Annotated in this window: 19 protein-coding genes and 1 other RNA gene; 7 read left to right on the top strand and 13 right to left on the bottom strand. The window is 63.0% G+C overall.

Annotation, left to right across the window (positions count from 1 at the left end):
- The 4 genes from WEB61_RS06480 to hflK all read right to left on the bottom strand — a co-directional run.
- On the bottom strand, nucleotides 1-1,361 hold a 1,361-nt coding region (locus WEB61_RS06480), incomplete at its 3' end, for a Do family serine endopeptidase (protein ID WP_368063515.1).
- 269 nt (nucleotides 1,362-1,630) lie between these two features.
- Nucleotides 1,631-1,819, bottom strand: coding sequence for a DUF2065 domain-containing protein (locus WEB61_RS06475; RefSeq protein ID WP_368063514.1), 189 nt, complete (start codon nucleotides 1,817-1,819; stop codon nucleotides 1,631-1,633).
- 9 nt (nucleotides 1,820-1,828) lie between these two features.
- On the bottom strand, nucleotides 1,829-2,707 hold the full coding sequence (gene hflC / locus WEB61_RS06470; RefSeq protein WP_368063513.1) for a protease modulator HflC: 879 nt from the start codon (nucleotides 2,705-2,707) through the stop codon (nucleotides 1,829-1,831).
- Entirely contained in the window at nucleotides 2,704-3,864 is a 1,161-nt protein-coding gene (gene hflK / locus WEB61_RS06465; RefSeq protein WP_368063512.1) for an FtsH protease activity modulator HflK, read from the bottom strand. The genes hflC and hflK overlap by 4 nt, the downstream gene beginning before the upstream one ends.
- Nucleotides 3,865-4,039: 175 nt before the next feature.
- Here hflK and apbC point away from each other — a divergent pair, with 175 nt between their 5' ends.
- Nucleotides 4,040-5,185: an iron-sulfur cluster carrier protein ApbC gene (gene apbC, locus WEB61_RS06460; protein ID WP_368063511.1), complete on the top strand. Its 1,146-nt coding sequence runs from the start codon at nucleotides 4,040-4,042 to the stop codon at nucleotides 5,183-5,185.
- Between the two features lie 98 nt (nucleotides 5,186-5,283).
- Nucleotides 5,284-6,036: a DUF1428 domain-containing protein gene (locus WEB61_RS06455; protein WP_368063510.1), complete on the top strand. Its 753-nt coding sequence runs from the start codon at nucleotides 5,284-5,286 to the stop codon at nucleotides 6,034-6,036.
- 84 nt (nucleotides 6,037-6,120) lie between these two features.
- On the opposite strand, the gene WEB61_RS06450 is transcribed toward WEB61_RS06455, so the two are convergent.
- The 8 genes from WEB61_RS06450 to WEB61_RS06415 all read right to left on the bottom strand — a co-directional run bounded on the left by WEB61_RS06450 (nucleotide 6,121) and on the right by WEB61_RS06415 (nucleotide 11,864).
- Nucleotides 6,121-6,456 carry a hypothetical protein gene (locus tag WEB61_RS06450; RefSeq protein WP_368063509.1) on the bottom strand — a complete coding sequence of 112 codons (336 nt, stop codon included), beginning with the start codon at nucleotides 6,454-6,456 and terminating at the stop codon, nucleotides 6,121-6,123.
- A gap of 119 nt (nucleotides 6,457-6,575) precedes the next feature.
- The gene (locus tag WEB61_RS06445) at nucleotides 6,576-7,493 is read right to left on the bottom strand and encodes an SMP-30/gluconolactonase/LRE family protein (RefSeq protein WP_368063508.1); all 918 of its coding nucleotides are present in this window, start codon (nucleotides 7,491-7,493) and stop codon (nucleotides 6,576-6,578) included.
- An 86-nt stretch (nucleotides 7,494-7,579) separates the two neighbouring features.
- Entirely contained in the window at nucleotides 7,580-8,419 is an 840-nt protein-coding gene (gene fghA, locus WEB61_RS06440) for an S-formylglutathione hydrolase (protein ID WP_368063507.1), read from the bottom strand.
- Entirely contained in the window at nucleotides 8,419-9,528 is a 1,110-nt protein-coding gene (locus WEB61_RS06435) for an S-(hydroxymethyl)glutathione dehydrogenase/class III alcohol dehydrogenase (RefSeq protein WP_368063506.1), read from the bottom strand. Before WEB61_RS06435 ends, fghA begins: the two co-directional genes overlap by 1 nt.
- Before the next feature lie 95 nt (nucleotides 9,529-9,623).
- On the bottom strand, nucleotides 9,624-10,292 hold the full coding sequence (locus WEB61_RS06430) for a nuclear transport factor 2 family protein (RefSeq protein ID WP_368063505.1): 669 nt from the start codon (nucleotides 10,290-10,292) through the stop codon (nucleotides 9,624-9,626).
- Nucleotides 10,293-10,396: 104 nt separating this feature from the next.
- The gene (locus WEB61_RS06425; protein ID WP_368063516.1) at nucleotides 10,397-10,903 is read right to left on the bottom strand and encodes a dihydrofolate reductase; all 507 of its coding nucleotides are present in this window, start codon (nucleotides 10,901-10,903) and stop codon (nucleotides 10,397-10,399) included.
- Nucleotides 10,904-10,908: 5 nt separating this feature from the next.
- Complete coding sequence (locus WEB61_RS06420) at nucleotides 10,909-11,052, bottom strand: hypothetical protein (protein ID WP_368063504.1); 144 nt, start codon at nucleotides 11,050-11,052, stop codon at nucleotides 10,909-10,911.
- Nucleotides 11,053-11,069: 17 nt separating this feature from the next.
- Complete coding sequence (locus WEB61_RS06415; RefSeq protein WP_368063503.1) at nucleotides 11,070-11,864, bottom strand: thymidylate synthase; 795 nt, start codon at nucleotides 11,862-11,864, stop codon at nucleotides 11,070-11,072.
- A 180-nt stretch (nucleotides 11,865-12,044) separates the two neighbouring features.
- Between WEB61_RS06415 and WEB61_RS06410 the strand changes: the two genes are divergently transcribed.
- Entirely contained in the window at nucleotides 12,045-13,211 is a 1,167-nt protein-coding gene (locus WEB61_RS06410) for a dipeptidase (protein ID WP_368063502.1), read from the top strand.
- Between the two features lie 3 nt (nucleotides 13,212-13,214).
- On the opposite strand, the gene WEB61_RS06405 is transcribed toward WEB61_RS06410, so the two are convergent.
- Nucleotides 13,215-13,817 carry a DUF1287 domain-containing protein gene (locus tag WEB61_RS06405; protein ID WP_368063501.1) on the bottom strand — a complete coding sequence of 201 codons (603 nt, stop codon included), beginning with the start codon at nucleotides 13,815-13,817 and terminating at the stop codon, nucleotides 13,215-13,217.
- A 57-nt stretch (nucleotides 13,818-13,874) separates the two neighbouring features.
- Between WEB61_RS06405 and ssrA the strand changes: the two genes are divergently transcribed.
- The 4 genes from ssrA (at nucleotide 13,875) to fumC (ending at nucleotide 17,069) form a co-directional block, all read left to right on the top strand.
- Nucleotides 13,875-14,236: a transfer-messenger RNA gene (gene ssrA, locus WEB61_RS06400) on the top strand.
- 173 nt (nucleotides 14,237-14,409) lie between these two features.
- Nucleotides 14,410-14,871, top strand: coding sequence for an SspB family protein (locus tag WEB61_RS06395; protein ID WP_368063500.1), 462 nt, complete (start codon nucleotides 14,410-14,412; stop codon nucleotides 14,869-14,871).
- Nucleotides 14,868-15,230, top strand: a complete 363-nt coding sequence (locus WEB61_RS06390; protein ID WP_368063499.1) for a DUF3147 family protein — start codon at nucleotides 14,868-14,870, stop codon at nucleotides 15,228-15,230. The genes WEB61_RS06395 and WEB61_RS06390 overlap by 4 nt, the downstream gene beginning before the upstream one ends.
- Before the next feature lie 438 nt (nucleotides 15,231-15,668).
- Complete coding sequence (gene fumC / locus WEB61_RS06385) at nucleotides 15,669-17,069, top strand: class II fumarate hydratase (protein ID WP_368063498.1); 1,401 nt, start codon at nucleotides 15,669-15,671, stop codon at nucleotides 17,067-17,069.
- Nucleotides 17,070-17,075 lie beyond the last annotated feature (6 nt).

Genomic DNA, 17,075 nt, shown 5'->3' with positions numbered 1-17,075 from the left:
GTGCTGCGCCCCGCCTTCTCTTCGGACTGGACGATGCGCTCGACATCGGCAGGCGTCGCCACGTCGCGTTGCGCGACCTGCTGGATGACATCGCCGGGGCGAACGCCCTTCTCGGCCGCCGCACTCAACGGATCGACGTCGCTGACGAGAACGCCCTCGATATCCGCCTCCAGGTTGAAGCGGGCGCGCGCTTCGGCGGTCAGTGGCGCAAGGCTGATGCCGAGCACGACGGTCCGGGCGGGCGCGGGCGTTTCCGTCGTTGGCCGTTCTTCGGGCGCGTCTTCGGATTCGTCGAGCCGCGCCACCTTGACCTTGACGCCGATGATGCGCTCGCCGCGAAAGATTTCGACATCGACCGTCTTGCCGACTTCCGTTTCGGCAACGACGCGCGGCAGGTCGCGCATCGCCGCAATGTTGCGCCCGTCGAAACTCAGCACGATATCGCCGGTTTCGATGCCGGCCGCCGCCGCCGGCCCGCTCTCGTCGAGACCGGCGATCAGCGCGCCGCGCACCGGGGCGAGACCGAGACTGTCGGCGATTTCCGGCGTCACGGTCTGGATGCGCACGCCGATCCAGCCGCGCCGCGTCTCGCCATGTTCGAGGATCTGGTCGACGATGGGCCGGACGGTCGTCGCCGGCACGGCAAAGCCGATGCCCACCGAAGCGCCCGACGGCGAAATGATCGCCGAATTGACGCCGACCACGCGGCCTTCCATGTCGAAAAGAGGTCCGCCGGAATTGCCCCGGTTGATCGAGGCGTCGGTCTGGATGAAATCGTCGTAATTGCCGGCATGGATGTCGCGGTTGAGCGCCGAGATGATGCCGGCCGTGACCGTGCCGCCGAGGCCGAAAGGATTGCCGATCGCGATCACCCAGTCGCCGACGCGCGCTTTCGAGCTGTCGCCGAGTTCGACGAAGGGAAGCGGCGTCCGGCTTTCGACCTTGAGGACGGCGATGTCGGTTTTCGGATCGCGTCCGGTCAGGGTCGCCGGCAGCGTCGTGCCATCCATGAAGATGACCTCGATCTTGTCGGCGCCGTCGATCACATGATTGTTGGTGACGACGACCCCCGACGGGTCGATCACGAAACCGGAACCGAGCGATTGCACGCGTTGCGGGCGCTGGCCCTGCTGCTCCATGAAATCCTTGAAGAAATCGTTGAGCGGCGAATCCTCCGGCACGCCGGGAATGGGCTGCCGGCCGGCATCGAGAACCTGCGATGTCGAAATGTTGACGACGGCCGGCGACAGGCGCTCGGCAAGCGCGGCGAAGCTGTCGGGGGCCGCACTCTGCGCCTGCGCCGTGGACACAAGCAGGGGCCAAACCAGAAGCGCCGCGGCGACGCCGCGGGCAACCTCCATAAGTCAGTGCATCCCACGAGCCCCACGAACCAGCCCGAGCGTCACCTCGAACTCGAAGTTGCCACCTGCGTTGGGGGAGTCATCTCCCCGTTGCTGGCGAACATCGCGCTGCACACCCTCGACGAGGCGGACAACCCCGCGCCGCGCCCGCCAAATACCGGTCCATTCCATCGAAACACCACTCCCCTCGGCCGGATCGCCGCGTCTTCAGGACGCGACTCTGGCTTCATTGTGGGCCCGATTATGGACGAATTGAGGCGTGATGTCCGTCAGCCGCGCACCAGCCAGACAATGAAGACGCCGGCGGCGAGCGCCGCGAGCCCGGCCATCCTCAGCGCCTGTTCGGGCTGCAGCGAAACCGCGGCCATCGCCCGGCGCATCGGGCCCGGAAAGGCGGCATAGGCCAGCCCCTCAAGCGCGATGGCCAGTCCGAGCGCGGAGAGAAGATCGACCCACATGCGCGTCGATCAGCGCCTGGCGCGCCCGGCCTCGGCCCCGAAATAGCGGAAGAACTCGCCCTCCGGCGTCACGACCATCGTCGTGTTGTCGCCTTTCAGGCCTTCGCGATAGGCCTGCATCGAACGGTAGAAGGCAAAGAACTCGGCATCCCGCGAATAGGCCTCGGCATAGATGGCGTTGCGCGTCGCGTCGCCTTCGCCGCGTGCGATCTGTCCGTCGCGTTCCGCCTCGGCGATGATGACCGTCGATTCGCGGTCGGCGCGGGCACGGATGCGCTGCGCTTCCTCGTTGCCTTGCGCACGAATCTCGGCCGCTTCGCGCTCGCGCTCGGTCTGCATGCGCTGATAGATCGCCTGGCTGTTCTGCTCGGGCAGATCGGCGCGGCGGATGCGGACATCCACGACCTCGATGCCGAACTGTTGGGCAGCACTGTTGAACGCCGCCTGGATGTTTTTCATCAGACCGGCGCGATTGTCGCGCACCAGCTCCTCCAGCGTGTGGTCGCCGAGCACGTTCCTGAGCGACGAGATGAAGTTCGGCCTCAGACGTTCCGTCGCGTTGCGCGGATCGCCCACCGACTGGTAGAAGCGCAGCGAGTCGACGATGCGATAGCGCGCGAAGGCATCGACCACCAGACGCTTGCGGTCCTTGGCAATGATTTCCTCGGCGGGCGAGTCGAGATTGAGAATGCGCTTGTCGATATAGACGACATTCTGGATGAACGGCACTTTCCAGTGCAGGCCCGGTTCCGTGATGACCTGCCGCGGATCGCCGAACTGCAGCACGATCGCCTGTTGGGTCATGCTGACCGTGAAGGCGGAGAGATAGAGCACGATCGCGATGATAAACGCCGTGATACCGGCGCCGATGGCTATGGACCTGTTCATCGGCCACCTCCCGTCGCCGCATTCGAACCCGGCGCCGCCGCCGGGGCCTTCGGCTTCAGTTCGTTGAGCGGAAGATAGGGCAACACACCTTGCCCGCCCTGCACACCATCCATCAGAACCTTGTTCATGCCGCCGAGGACTTCCTCCATGGTTTCGAGATAGATGCGCCGGCGCGTCACGTCCGTCGCCTTTCGATACTCTTCATAGATCGAGATGAAACGGGCCGCCTCGCCCTGGGCTTCGGCGACGATCTGTTCGCGATAGGCCTCGGCGGCCTGCGTGATCTGGGCCGCATCACCACGCGCCCGCGGGACGACAGTGTTGGCATAGGTCTCCGCCTGGTTGCGCAAGCGCTCCTGGTCGGCGCGCGCAGCCTGCACATCGCGAAACGCGTCGAGCACCTGCGCCGGCGGGTCGACTTTCTGCAGCCTGACCTCGGTGATTTCGATACCGGCCCCATAGCTGTCGAGCGTCGCTTGAAGGCCGGTGCGGACCTGATCCTGCACTTCACGGCGACCGACGGTCTGCAGCACCTCGATCTTCGACTGGCCGACCGCCTCGCGCATCATGCTCTCGGCGACGGCCTTCACCGCGCGGTCGGGCTCTTCGACGTTGAAAAGGAAAGAGTGTGCGCTGTTGATGCGCCACTGCACCGAAAAGCCGATATCGACGATGTTTTCATCACCGGTCAGCATCAGACCTTCTTCCGGCACCGTGACGGCCGAACTGCCGGCCACACGAATACCGATGTCGACGGTCGTGATGTTGGTAACGGCCGGTGTGTAGACCGTTTCGATAGGGAACGGGAACTTCATGTGCAGGCCGGGCTCGACCGTGCGCGCCAGCTTGCCGAACCGCAGCACAATGCCCTGTTCGTTGACATTGACGCGAAAGAACGAGCTGTAGGCAATGAGACCCAGAATAACGAGACCGATCAGGAGAAACGGCCCCGAGCCGCCGCCGGCGCCTCTGGCCGTACCGCCATTCCCGCCACCGCCGCCACCGGGAAACATCTGCCGGAACTTCTCCTGCGCGCGCCGGATCAGCTCATCGAGATCGGGGGGCTGATTGCCGCCACCGGAAGGTCCCTGCCCCCACGGACCTCGATTGCCGCCACCCTGCCAGCCACCGCCGCCGTTCTGATTGCTCCAGGGCATCCATGTTCCTTCGAGTGCGTTGCGAGAGACCGGTTGGAAACGCTTCTACCGGGGGTTATATGACAGACACCATGCCCACGCAACGCGAACCGGACGCAGCACAGCCCGAAACCGAAGGATCGCGCGAAATCGTCGTCACACGAGCCGACAACCATTACATAGAGGCAATTCAACCATGAGCAGCGTAACCCGAGACGACGTTGCCGCCGCACTGTCGCGCATCGTGGACGAGGAGACCGGCAAAGATGTCGTCGCGGGCGGTATTCTGCAGGGGCTCGTGGTACGCGAAGGTCATGTCGGTTTCTCACTGGAGGTCGACCCAGCGAAAGGCACGGCGAAAGAGCCGCTGCGCCAGGCTTGCGAGGCGGCCGTGAAGCGCCTGCCCGGTGTCCTGAGCGTTACGGCGGTGCTGACCGCACATCGCGGCGATGCGGGCGCGCAACCTCCCGCTCACGGACACGCGCATGGCAACAGGCCACAACAGCCGCGCACCGCCCAACAAGGCCCTCTCCAAATCCCTGGCGTCAAGGCAATCGTCGCGGTGGCGAGCGGCAAGGGAGGCGTCGGCAAGTCGACGGTCGCGGTCAATCTCGCCCTCGCGCTTGCAAAACTCGGTCGCCGTGTCGGTCTGCTCGACGCCGACATTTACGGGCCTTCCATCCCCCGCATGATGGGCATCAAGGGCAAGCCCGAAACGCGCGACGGCAAGAAACTGCTGCCGATGGAAAAACATGGCCTGAAGACCATGTCGATCGGCTTCCTCGTCGCCGAGGACACGCCAATGATCTGGCGCGGACCGATGGTGCAGTCGGCGCTGACGCAGATGATGATGGATGTCGAATGGGGTGAGCTCGACGTGCTGATCGTCGACATGCCGCCCGGAACGGGCGACGCACAATTGACGATGGCACAGCGCGTGCCGTTGACCGGCGCCGTCATCGTCTCGACGCCGCAGGAAATCGCGCTGATCGACGCGCGCAAGGGCTACGCGATGTTCGAAAAGACGCATGTGCCGGTCTTCGGCATTGTCGAGAACATGGCGTATTTCATCAGCCCCGGCTCGGGCGAGAAGTCCTGGATCTTCGGCGAAGGCGGCGCGCGCCGGATGGCCGAAAAACTCGGCTGCGATTTTCTTGGCGAAGTGCCGCTGCACATGACGATCCGCGAAACGTCGGACAAGGGCGAGCCTGTGGTCGCCACCGCGCCGGACAGTCCCGAAGCAAAGCCCTTCATCGATATCGCCGCCCGCGTCGCCGCGCATATCGACCGCGCGCTTGGCGAGGGCAGCCGCAAGGCGCCCGCGATTATTGTCGAAGAATAAAGTCGCACGGTTTTCAGGCCCATATTTTTGACACGGGGTTTATATGTTGATATCAATTCAATAGGTCGGGCGTGGCGTGAATTATGAGGAGAAACGACATGACTTATATCGAAGGATTCATCGTCGCCGTGCCAACGGCCAACAAAGAGGCTTACCGCAAGCACGCATCCGGTGCCTGGCCGATATTTGCGGAATTCGGCATGCAGCGCCTCGTGGAAGGCTGGGGCGATGAGGTGCCGGACGGCAAGGTGACCGACTTCAAGGGCGCCGTGCAGGCGAAGCCCGATGAAACGGTCCTCTTCTCCTGGTGCGAATACCCCTCAAGGAAGGTCCGCGACGACGCCGGTCAGAAGATGATAGCCGACCCGCGCATGCACGAAATGGGTCAGATGCCCTTCGACGGCATGCGCATGGTCTTTGGCGGTTTCGCGCCGATCCTGGACGAAGGCCCGGGCGGGAAGATGGGCTATGCGGACGGCTATGTGCTCGCCGTGCCCACCGCGAACAAGGAGGCCTATCGCGAGATGGCGGGTAAAGCCGCAAAGGTCTTCATGGAGCACGGCGCGACCCGGGTGGTGGAAGCCTGGAGCGATGACGTGCCCGAAGGCAAGGTCACCGACTTCCAGCGCGCCGTGAAGGCAAAGAACGACGAGGCAATCGTCTTCTCCTGGGTCGAATGGCCGTCGAAATCCATCCGCGACGAAGGCATGAAGAAGACGATGGAGGACGAACGCATGCAACCCGACCACGACAAGATGGTGTTCGACGGCATGCGCATGATCTATGGCGGATTCGCGCCGATTGTCGATGAAGGCGAGCAGGCGCAAGCATCCCCGCGCGCGGTAGCGTAAGCCCACACATCGCCGGAAGCGGCCCGGATACGAAAAAGGCCGGTCCCTTGCGGGACCGGCCTTTCCGATACGACGATTGAAGCCTTAGCGGCCCGCAACCAGCGTCGCGGTTTCCTTCGAGCCGTCGGGCGCCGTCAGCTCCCAGCTTTCACCGACCTCACGCTCCTGCGTCGGCACGCAATAAGGCTGCTCGCCGCCGAGGAAGCAGGCGGTGTCGCCGTCGATCTTGTAGGTGCCTTCCGCCGTGCTGCCGTCCGGCAGTTTTTGCGAGTAAGCCCCGCCCGCGTCGATAAAGACCGAGCGCTCGCCGGCCGCGCCGACCACCTTGACGGTATTGCCATAAAAATTGGCGAACGGATCGGCGAAAGCCGCTCCGGTGAACGCAAACAACGCAACGAGCACACTTACAAATAGGCGCATCTTGTCCTCCCTGAAATCTGATAGATCGCCGTGTACCCCAAAGGCGGCGCATGTTTGCACGGCCTCCGGCATGCGGAAAGATACGTTCCGGAGCCGGAACATATCTTTCCATCATTCGCTTACTTGTTGAGGAAGTTGAGCGGCAGCCCGGCCACCGGCCAGTCCATCGACACAAGTCTTCCGCTCGACGACAACGTGATATAGGCCGTCTTCAAATCCTTGCCGCCGAAACAGATATTGGTGGTGATGAAATCGTCGGTCGGGGTATGCGTCACCTTCGAGCCGTCGGGTGAAATGGTCGTGATACCCGCATTGAAAATCGTCGCCACGCAGATATTTCCCTCCGCGTCGACCGCCAGGCTATCGAAGAAGCAAAGCTGCGGCCCCGACGCCACGAAGCGGCCCGGCATCGGTCCCGGCTGACGGACAACTTCGCCGGGCGCGCCGATGTCAAAGGCCCAAAGCCGGCCGGGTATCGTGTCGGCGACATAAACGGTCTTCTCATCGGGCGACAAGCCCACGCCGTTTGGCGATGTAATCGGAAAAACGACCTCCTTGATCGAAGATCCGTCGATTTTCGCGTAATAGAGACCGCCGCGATCCTGCGTGCGGCCGCGCCCCTTGCCGAGATCGGTGAACCAGAAACCGCCCTCGCGGTCGAAGACGATGTCGTTGGGACCGTTGAGCGGAATGCCGTTGCATTCCTTGTAGAGAACCTTGAACTCGCCCGTCTTGAGATCGACGCGCTCGATGCGCCCGCCCGAATAATTCGCTGGCGCGTCGCCCGGCACCAGCCGTCCGTCGACCTCGTGAAACTCGAAGCCGCCATCGTTGCAGACGTAGCAGGCGCCGTCGGGTCCGATCGCCGCGCCATTTGGCCCGCCACCGAGATCGGCGATGACCTCGACCTTTCCCGCCGCCGTCACCCGCGTCAGCGTACCGCGCGCGATTTCGACCAGCACGATGCTGCCGTCCGGCATCGCAATCGGGCCCTCCGGAAATCGCAAGCCCTCGGCGATGAGTTTCATCGCGGTCATGAGTATCCTCCCTGATGTTCCGTCTGATGCGGAGTTTCTGTGGAAGGCATTCTGTCAATGCGCGACGGGCTCCGCAATGACCTCCCTCAACCGAGCCGCTCGCGGTGAAACGCGAGATGGTCGCCGATAAAGGTCTGGATGAAATAATAGGAATGGTCGTGGCCGGGCCGGCGCCGCAGCGTCAGCTTCTGTTTCACGGCCTGACAAGCCTCCTCGAAGAGTTCCGGCTTCAGCTCTTTCTCGAGAAAATTATCGGCAAGGCCCTGATCGATCAGGATGTCGTCGTAGCGCCCAAGCGCCGCGCCGCCCGCCATCAATAGCGAAGCGTCATGCGCAGTCCACTCGGCACGATCCGGCCCGAGATAGGCGCTGAACGCCTTTTCGCCCCAGGGGCAACGTGTCGGCGAGACAATCGGCGCGAAGGCCGAAACCGAATGGAAGGAATCGGGATGCTTCAGCGCCAGTGTCAGCGCGCCATGCCCGCCCATCGAATGCCCGGTGATGCCTTGTCGCGCGGGGTCGACCGGGAAATTCTCACGCAATGCCGTTTGCAGGTCGCGCGCGACATAGCTTTCCATGCGGAAATGCGGCGCCCAGGGCTTCTCCGTCGCGTCGATATAAAACCCCGCGCCCTGCCCGAGATCGTAAGCCCCGTCATCGGCGACGCCCTCCCCGCGCGGGCTTGTGTCCGGCGCGACAACGACAAGCCCAAGCTTCGAAGCATGCGCATAGGCGCCGGCCTTCACGGTGAAGTTCTCTTCCGTACAGGTGAGGCCCGCAAGAAAAATCACCGCCGGAAATGGCCCCTTTCCGTCCGGCACATAGACCGAAAAACGCATCGGCGTTCCCGTCGCCGCCGAGACATGACGATAGATGCCGAGCGTGCCGGCGAAACAGCGATGCGTTTCGAGCGTCTCCAGCGCCATCAATAAACCACGACGGAGCGGATCGATTTGCCTTCATGCATCAGGTCGAAACCCTTGTTGATCTCCTCGAGTGGCATCGTGTGGGTGATCAGATTGTCGATGTCGACCTTGCCGTCCATGTACCAGTCGACGATGCGCGGTACGTCGGTGCGCCCGCGCGCGCCGCCAAAAGCTGTGCCCTTCCAGACGCGGCCCGTGACGAGCTGGAACGGCCGCGTCGATATTTCCTGTCCGGCGCCCGCGACGCCGATGATGATGCTTTCGCCCCAGCCGCGATGGCAGCATTCGAGTGCCTGCCGCATCGTGTTGACGTTGCCGATGCACTCGAAGCTGTAATCGGCGCCGCCGCCGGTCAGTTCGACGATATGCCCGACAATGTCGCCCTTGATCTCTTTCGGATTGACGAAATGCGTCATGCCGAACTGCCGCGCGAGGCCCTCGCGCTCGGGATTGATGTCGACGCCGACGATCATGTTGGCGCCGACCATGCGCGCGCCCTGAATGACATTGAGGCCGATGCCGCCGAGACCGAACACGACGACATTCGCGCCTGCCTCGACCTTCGCCGTGAAAATCACCGCACCGAGGCCCGTCGTGACACCGCAGCCGATGTAGCAGATCTTGTCGAACGGCGCGTCCTTACGCACTTTCGCCAGTGCAATTTCCGGCAGCACGGTGTAGTTCGCAAAGGTCGAACAGCCCATATAGTGCAGCACGGGCTTGCCCTTGTACGAAAAGCGGCTGGTGCCATCGGGCATCACGCCCTTGCCCTGCGTCGCGCGGATCGATGTGCAGAGATTGGTCTTGTGGCTGGTGCAGCTTTTGCACTCGCGGCACTCGGGCGTGTAGAGCGGAATCACGTGGTCGCCGACCGCCAGCGACTTGACGCCGGGGCCGACATCGACGACGACGCCTGCGCCTTCATGGCCGAGGATCGCCGGAAAGGCGCCTTCGGGGTCCTCGCCCGACAGCGTGAACGCATCGGTGTGGCAGATGCCGGTGGCCTTTATCTCGACAAGCACCTCGCCCGCCTTCGGCCCGTCGAGTTGCACCGTTTCGATTTCAAGCGGCTTGCCCGCTTCGAATGCCACCGCCGCACGCACATCCATATGTCGTCTCCGCTGAAAAATCGCAATGAGAGACACGCATTGTGGGACGGGTGGCCGGGAAACTCAATCGCCGCTTCTTTCAGGAAATCGAAACGTCAATTCCCGGCAAGCCAGGCGTCGCCTTCGGCATGAAGCGCCGCAAGCTGCGGGCTCTTGTCGAGCACGGTGGCGGGCGAGAGCGGAATGCCGCCCTTGTCGAGGCTGGCGGCAAGGAACTTCAACTGTTCGGGAAATTTGTCCAGTCCCTCGAAAAAGGCGTCGGGCAGCGACGGGCGATCGACCGGATCGGCGCGGTCTTTTTCATAGACGGCGGTGCGCTTCAGAATCTTCCACGCGCCATCCCTTTTCTCGACACGGTCGATGAAACGCGCATAGGACGTCGTGTCGACTTCGCCGGCCGGCGTCTTCGCGCGCACCATGATGGTCACGTTGACCTCGCTCAGCCCCCTGTCGCCGTTCACCCTGATGCGCGGAACCCCGATATAATGCTTGAGCAGTGCGCCGCTACGCGCGGCAAGCTGGCGCGAAGCCACCACAAAACCCTCATGCGGCCCGTCGAACCAGCTCAGCGAAATCGTGCCGCCCTTGTGAAACGTCGCGGAAAGATCGTCCCATGCTTCCTGATCGCGATGGAAAGCCCAGTTGTTGACGAGATCGGCGATCTCCGCTTTTTGCTGTTCCACTGTCGAGCTTCCCGGCTTTGCCGCACCGTCCCAGCAACCGGCAAGGACCAGCGACAGAAAAAGAATTACGATTTTCTTCAAGGGATCGCGCTCCGGTTGCGAATGTCGCCCGAAGTATGAGGCGCGAAGCCGCGCAACTCAATTGCGCGCGCGTCCAACTGACCATTGGTCAGGAATATGCGATGTCAGGCTCTCTCCAGCACTACAAAAGAATAATCGGCGCTGTCCTTCTCTCCCGCCGCATGCCGCTCGCGCGAAACTTCACGCCATTGCCGTCGGTCGAAGGCCGGAAAGCTGACATCGCCGTCGGGTGCGGCATGAACCTCGGTGATGTAGAGCCGGTCGGCGTGATCGAACATCTCGGCGTAAAGCTGCGCGCCGCCGATCACCATGATTTCGTCGGCCCCGGCTTGCACCGCCAGTGCCCGGGCCAGGGCAAGCGCCGCCGATGCCGACATCGCGAGTTCGGCACCCTCCGCCACATAAGCCGCATTGCGCGTGACGACGATATTCGGACGCCCCGGCAACGGTTTCTTCGGCAGCGATTCCCAAGTCTTGCGGCCCATGATGACGGGTTTGCCCATCGTCACGCGCTTGAAGAACGCCATATCGCTCGAAAGTTTCCACGGCAAGCCGTTGTCACGGCCGATGACGCCGTTGTCGGCGATGGCGACCACGAAGCAGACATGAATGCCCATCACACCACCCGAATTTCAGAAAGCGCCGTAAAGCCCGGCGCGCGCAGCGCTTCCGGGTCGAGCGGCCTGAGGCTGACCAGAATGACGAACATCGCGAAAGCGGCGAGCAGCAGCAGCACAATCGTCAGCCCGAAGAGCAGCATCCGCTGCCGCGTCCGCATCAGACGGCAACAGGCGCGGCGATATGCGGGTGCGCCTCGTAGCCCTCGAGCCGGAAATCGTCATAGGTGAAATCGAAAAGGCTCATCACATCCGGGTTGATATGCATGACCGGCAGCTTTTTCGGTTCGCGGAGAAGCTGCTTGTCGGCCTGCTCCAGATGATTGAGATAGAGATGCGCATCGCCGAACGTGTGAATGAATTCGCCGGGCTCGAGCCCCGTCACCTGCGCCACCATCATCGTCAGCAACGCGTAGGAAGCGATGTTGAAGGGCACGCCGAGGAAAATATCGGCCGAGCGCTGGTAGAGCTGGCAGGAGAGCCTGCCGTCCGCGACATAGAACTGGAACAGGCAATGGCAGGGCGGCAACGCCATGTGATCGACATCGGCGACGTTCCAGGCCGAAACGATCAGCCGCCGCGAATCGGGATTGTTTTTGATCTGCTCCAGCAAATTCTTGATCTGGTCGATCTTCGTGCCGTCGGGCGCCGGCCATGAGCGCCATTGATGCCCGTAGACCGGGCCGAGATCGCCCTTCGCGTCCGCCCAGTCGTCCCAGATGCTGACGCCATTGGCTTTCAGATAGGCGATGTTGGTGTCACCGGCGAGGAACCACAGCAACTCGTGCACAATCGACTTCAGGTGCAGCTTCTTGGTCGTCACCAGCGGAAAACCGGCGGCGAGGTCGAAGCGCATCTGATGGCCGAATATGCTGCGCGTCCCCGTGCCGGTGCGGTCGGTCTTGGTCACGCCCGTGTCGCGCGCGAGGCGCATGAGGTCGAGATATTGTTTCATCGGCTGGTCCTGAGATTCGGCTGGTCTAGTTTAGCGCGAAGCTGCGTCCCGGTTCCACCGCCACGCGAATCTCCCGGTGAGCCACCGGTTATCCACAGAAAACTGGCGGCCTGAGGCAGCAGGGGCCAGAATGCCGGCAAACAAGACAGCAAGAAAAACGACAATCGGGGCGGAAATCTTATGAAACGTGTCCTTATCGGCTTCGCAGCCATCCTCGTCCTCCTGGCGATTCTCGCCCTTGCCTTCCTGCCTGCGGTACTTGAGGGCCAGATCAACCGTGTTGCCGAACACGCACCCTATGAGATCGGTGAGGATGCCGCCGCCAAACACCAAAGCCTCCTCGTCGCCGATCTCCACGCCGACACGCTGCTCTGGGCCCGCGACCCGCTGGACCGCGCAAGCCGCGGCCATGTCGATCTGCCCCGCCTTGTCGACGGCAATGTGACGCTGCAAGTCTTCTCTGTCGTCACGAAAGTGCCGCGCGGCCAGAACTACGAGAGCAACGAGGCCGGCTCCGACGTCATCTCGCTGCTGGCGATCGTGCAGCGCTGGCCCGCCCGCACATGGGACAGCCTCCTCGAACGCGCGCTTTACCAGGCTGAAAAGCTTCACCGTGCCGAGGCCGCCGCCGCCGGCGAACTGACCATCATCCGCAGCACCGCGGATCTCGACGCGCTGCTCTCCGCCCGCGCCGAGACCGGCAAGCCCGTCGGCGGCCTTCTCGCCACCGAAGGCTCGCACCCGCTCGAAGGCAAGCTCGAAAACATCCAGCGTCTCTATGACGCCGGCTACCGGATGATGGGCTTGCAGCACTTCTTCGACAACGAACTCGGCGGCTCGCTGCATGGCGTCAGCCAGGCAGGCCTCACAGATTTCGGCAAGGAGGCCGTGCACGAGATGGAACGTCTCAACATCACGGTCGACGTTGCCCACTCTTCTCCGGCCGTTGTCGAGGACGTGCTCGCCATCGCGACACGGCCCATCGTCATTTCCCACACCGGCATCAAGGGCGCCTGCAACAGCCCCCGCAACATCGAGGACGCGCTGATGAAGCGCGTCGCCGATGCGGGTGGCGTCGTGGGCATCGGCTACTGGTCGGGCGCCATCTGCAACACCGCGCCTGAGGGCGTGGTGAAGGCCATCCGCTACGCCATCGACACGCTGGGCGTCGATCATGTCGGCCTCGGCTCCGACTATGATGGCGCGGTTGGTGTCGATTTCGACACGTCGGAACTCGCCGTACTCACCGGCGAGATGCGCAAGGCGAATTTCACCGAAGAAGAGATCGCCAAGGTCATGGGCGGCAACGTCGTCCGCCTGCTGCGCGCCAACCTGCCGGCGGATTAAGCCTCATGCGGGCAGGTAGCGGAACCGCCCCGTCACCGGGAAACGGTCGAGAATATCGGCATATTCCGCGCCGCCGCCGATATTATGGATCACGAGCGGCCGCTTGCTGCCCCGCACCTGCCTGTCCGAGACCACCGAGATATGCGGCAAGCGTCCGCCGATCGTCTGCGTCACAAGATCGCCAGGCGCCAGCGCCGTACCATCGGCCAGCACCCCGCCCTGCCGGCGGAAAAACGTCGCGAGGTTCGGCACCCGCCGGTGGTCGATATTGCTGTCGGGCCGCGTCAGGCCCCAATTGGCCGGGTAGGCGGCAAAATCGCGCTTCATGTCTTCATGCACGCGTTCCTGCAGATCGATGCCGAAGGCCGCCCGGTAGCCCCGCACGATCACATCGGTGCAGACGCCGCGCTCCGGTGCCACATCCCCGCCTGGATAGGCGATGCGGCGATAGGCGCCATCGTAAAACAGCGTAACGCCGATCTGCGCCCGCGCCGCTGCGACGAGCTTTGCGGCAGGCTCCGCAGGCTCGGCCGCGCCCCATGCCGGCAGCGCCAGCACGGGCGTCAGCGCGGCAAATCCGGAAACCACGGCCCGACGTGAAATCATGCATTTCCCTCTGAAAACCTGCCCGACGGCAAGCTGGTGTCCGATTTCGCCGGAATTGAGGTTCAAATAAGGAATTTCACGCCTATATTAGTTTTGCCGAGCGGGTTCGCCCGCGCGGCTATGGTGATAAACGGACTGTGGAATAAGCCATTCGGACCCGGGGGCAGTACCCGGCGCCTCCACCAATTTTCCCCTGTCGCGGCAGGGCCCTTGGGGGCGAAACAGGATCGACGAGGGTGTAAAGACAGTTTTTTTGCCCGGCATGGTTCCGCCGTCATCGGGCCGTTTTATAGTTGCCAACGACAACTATGCTGAGGCGCGTCTCGCTGCTTAATGCAGTGCGATAGCTTCAAATCAAGTCCCTGGCTTTAGCCGGTCAGGGCGGGGTTCGGGGGTACCTGGCAACAGAAACCCCCACTTATCCACAAGCTGGCGATCGTCTTCAGGTGCGGTGTCCCGCGCGCCACAGTTACGAAATCTTGCGGCATCACGCGGCGTGACACGTCGCTTCGTCTGGATTTCATCGGCAATCGCTGCTTGAATCACCGTGAATGAAGCAAAGCGCGACTCACCCGCGCTCCGGGAGCTGATCTTGGCCGAAGACCTGATGCGATACGACATGCTGGCGCAGGAAGCGCTGAAGGGCGTCGTGCGCCGCGCACTCCGCATCGCCCGTGATCAGGGTCTGCCGGGCGAGCATCATTTCTACATTTCCTTCCGCACCGGCGCACCCGGCGTCGAAATTTCATCGAAGTTGCGTGCGCAGTATCCCGACGAAATGACCATCGTTCTGCAGCACCAGTTCTGGAATCTCGAGGTCAGCGAGGAACGTTTCTCGGTCGACCTCACCTTCAACAAGGTTCCCGAAAAGCTCGTCGTGCCCTTCTCGGCCGTGCAGGGCTTTTTCGACCCGAGCGTGCAGTTCGGCCTTCAGTTCCAGGTCGAAGGCGCTGCAAAACCGGCCGCCGCCGAAGCCTCGAAGCCGGCCGATCCCGCGCCGAAGCCCGAAGGCGACGGCGAAGTCGTCAGCCTCGACGCCTTCCGGAAAAAATGAGCGGCCTGCTCTATCCGATCGTCAAGGCGGCGCTCTCCGGCATCATCATCATGCTCGTTTCCGAAATCGCCCGGCGCTACGCGGCTCTGGGCGCCTTGATTGCGTCGCTGCCGCTGATCTCGCTTCTTGCCATCATCTGGCTCTGGAACGACACGGCCGACGCCGAACGTATCGCCGCCCATGCCGAAGCCACCTTCTGGTATGTCCTGCCGACCTTGCCGATGTTTCTGGCGCTGCCGCTGATGCTCCGAAACGGCATAGATTTCTGGGCCGCGCTGGGCATTGCCTGTGCACTGACCGTCGTGCTCTATCTGGCCGCAATCTGGATTGCATCCACCTTCTTCGGCGTCGAGCTCTGAGCGTAAAAAAACTTATCCCCGCCTGCATTTCAGCCCCCATCTTATACGGACCGCCTTCAAGAGGGATGCTCCGGGGCGTCCGTTGCATGAAGGTTGGGCGGCGCCTGCGCCGCCGGGGAGGTAACGCACCCCGGCGTCCCGGGGCTCCCGATGCAAGAAGGGCGCGGGCACTATGACCCGCTCGGCAAGACGGTTCCTCTTCGGAAGAACCCGAAGCTGTTGGGTGGCAGAGGGCATCGGGGCAAAAACGTCGTGCGCGGAGTGTCTTCGGGCGCTCAAAAAACAAACATAGTCGCGGTCGAAGTCACTCCGCGCCCCTCTATATCTCTCGCCAACCCGCGCGCACCCCGCGGGGCCGCAGGCGTACGCCTTGGCGCTTCCCGCCCTCGCGTGCTAAACCGGCGCCCATCGAAATTCCCGCCTGCTGGAGCACGCCCGATGGCCAAAACCCCCGAAACCCGCACCGAAACCGACACATTCGGACCTATCGAGGTCGCGGCCGACCGCTATTGGGGCGCGCAGGCCCAACGCAGCCTCGGCAACTTCAAGATCGGCTGGGAAAAGCAGCCTCTCCCCGTCGTGCGCGCCCTCGGCATCGTCAAGCGCGCCGCCGCCGAAGCCAACATGGAACTGGGCCGTCTCGACGCTGCCACCGGCAAGGCCGTTGTGCAGGCTGCGCAGGAAGTGATCGAGGGCAAGCTCGACGATCATTTCCCGCTGGTCGTCTGGCAGACCGGCTCCGGCACCCAGTCCAACATGAACGCCAACGAAGTAATCTCGAACCGCGCCATCGAAATCATGGGCGGCGAGATGGGTTCCAAGAAGCCGGTCCATCCGAACGACCACGTCAACATGAGCCAGTCGTCGAACGACACCTACCCGACGGCCATGCACATTGCCTGCGTCGAAGAGATTCACCACCGCCTGCTTCCCGCACTGCAGAAGCTGCGCAACGCGCTCAACGACAAGGCGCAGGCCTGGAACCACATCGTCAAGATCGGCCGAACCCACACGCAGGACGCGACGCCGCTGACGCTCGGCCAGGAATTTTCCGGCTACACCGCGCAGGTCGAAAACGGCATTGCCCGCATCGAGCAGACGCTGCCGAAACTGATGGAACTGGCGCAGGGCGGCACCGCCGTCGGCACCGGCCTCAACGCACCCATCGGCTTTGCCGAAAAGGTTGCCGAGAAAATCGCCGCGATCACGCATCTGCCGTTCAAGACCGCGCCCAACAAGTTCGAGGCGCTCGCCGCGCATGACGCGATGGTCTTCAGCCACGGCGCGATCAACACGGTCGCTGCTTCGCTCTTCAAGATCGCCAACGACATCCGCCTGCTCGGCTCCGGTCCGCGGTCGGGCCTCGGCGAATTGTCACTCCCCGAAAACGAGCCCGGCTCGTCGATTATGCCGGGCAAGGTGAACCCCACTCAGTGCGAAGCGCTGACGCAGGTCTGCGTGCAGATTTTCGGCAACCACGCCGCGCTGACCTTCGCCGGATCGCAGGGTCACTTCGAACTCAACGTCTACAATCCCGTCATGGCCTACAACTTCCTGCAATCGGTGCGGCTGATGGCCGATGCCGCAGTGAGCTTCACCGACAATTGCGTCGTCGGCATCGAGCCACGCGAGGACAACATCAAGGCAGCGCTCGAACGCTCGCTGATGCTCGTCACCGCGCTCGCCCCGAAAATTGGCTACGACAACGCCGCGAAGATCGCCAAGACCGCGCACAAGAACGGCACGACGCTGCGCGAGGAAGCGGTCGGCGGCGGCTATGTGACGGACGAGGAATTCGACGCAATCGTCCGGCCCGAGAAGATGATCGCACCCGAATAGTGCGTG

The organism is Parvibaculum sp. (assembly GCF_040882025.1).
Taxonomy (GTDB): domain Bacteria; phylum Pseudomonadota; class Alphaproteobacteria; order Parvibaculales; family Parvibaculaceae; genus Parvibaculum.
The sequence above is the reverse complement of the archived record's forward strand: the minus strand, read 5'-3'. Positions and strand labels throughout refer to the sequence as shown.

Coding starts and splice junctions, on each gene's coding strand:
- WEB61_RS06445 (WP_368063508.1), bottom strand. CDS start 7,493: ATGACCGCGATGAAACTCATCGCCGAGGGCTTGCGATTTCCGGAGGGC.
- WEB61_RS06390 (WP_368063499.1), top strand. CDS start 14,868: ATGAGCGGCCTGCTCTATCCGATCGTCAAGGCGGCGCTCTCCGGCATC.
- apbC (WP_368063511.1), top strand. CDS start 4,040: ATGAGCAGCGTAACCCGAGACGACGTTGCCGCCGCACTGTCGCGCATC.
- hflC (WP_368063513.1), bottom strand. CDS start 2,707: ATGAACAGGTCCATAGCCATCGGCGCCGGTATCACGGCGTTTATCATC.
- fghA (WP_368063507.1), bottom strand. CDS start 8,419: ATGGCGCTGGAGACGCTCGAAACGCATCGCTGTTTCGCCGGCACGCTC.
- WEB61_RS06475 (WP_368063514.1), bottom strand. CDS start 1,819: ATGTGGGTCGATCTTCTCTCCGCGCTCGGACTGGCCATCGCGCTTGAG.
- WEB61_RS06455 (WP_368063510.1), top strand. CDS start 5,284: ATGACTTATATCGAAGGATTCATCGTCGCCGTGCCAACGGCCAACAAA.
- hflK (WP_368063512.1), bottom strand. CDS start 3,864: ATGCCCTGGAGCAATCAGAACGGCGGCGGTGGCTGGCAGGGTGGCGGC.
- WEB61_RS06410 (WP_368063502.1), top strand. CDS start 12,045: ATGAAACGTGTCCTTATCGGCTTCGCAGCCATCCTCGTCCTCCTGGCG.
- WEB61_RS06450 (WP_368063509.1), bottom strand. CDS start 6,456: ATGCGCCTATTTGTAAGTGTGCTCGTTGCGTTGTTTGCGTTCACCGGA.
- WEB61_RS06435 (WP_368063506.1), bottom strand. CDS start 9,528: ATGGATGTGCGTGCGGCGGTGGCATTCGAAGCGGGCAAGCCGCTTGAA.
- WEB61_RS06405 (WP_368063501.1), bottom strand. CDS start 13,817: ATGATTTCACGTCGGGCCGTGGTTTCCGGATTTGCCGCGCTGACGCCC.
- WEB61_RS06420 (WP_368063504.1), bottom strand. CDS start 11,052: ATGCTGCTCTTCGGGCTGACGATTGTGCTGCTGCTGCTCGCCGCTTTC.
- fumC (WP_368063498.1), top strand. CDS start 15,669: ATGGCCAAAACCCCCGAAACCCGCACCGAAACCGACACATTCGGACCT.
- WEB61_RS06415 (WP_368063503.1), bottom strand. CDS start 11,864: ATGAAACAATATCTCGACCTCATGCGCCTCGCGCGCGACACGGGCGTG.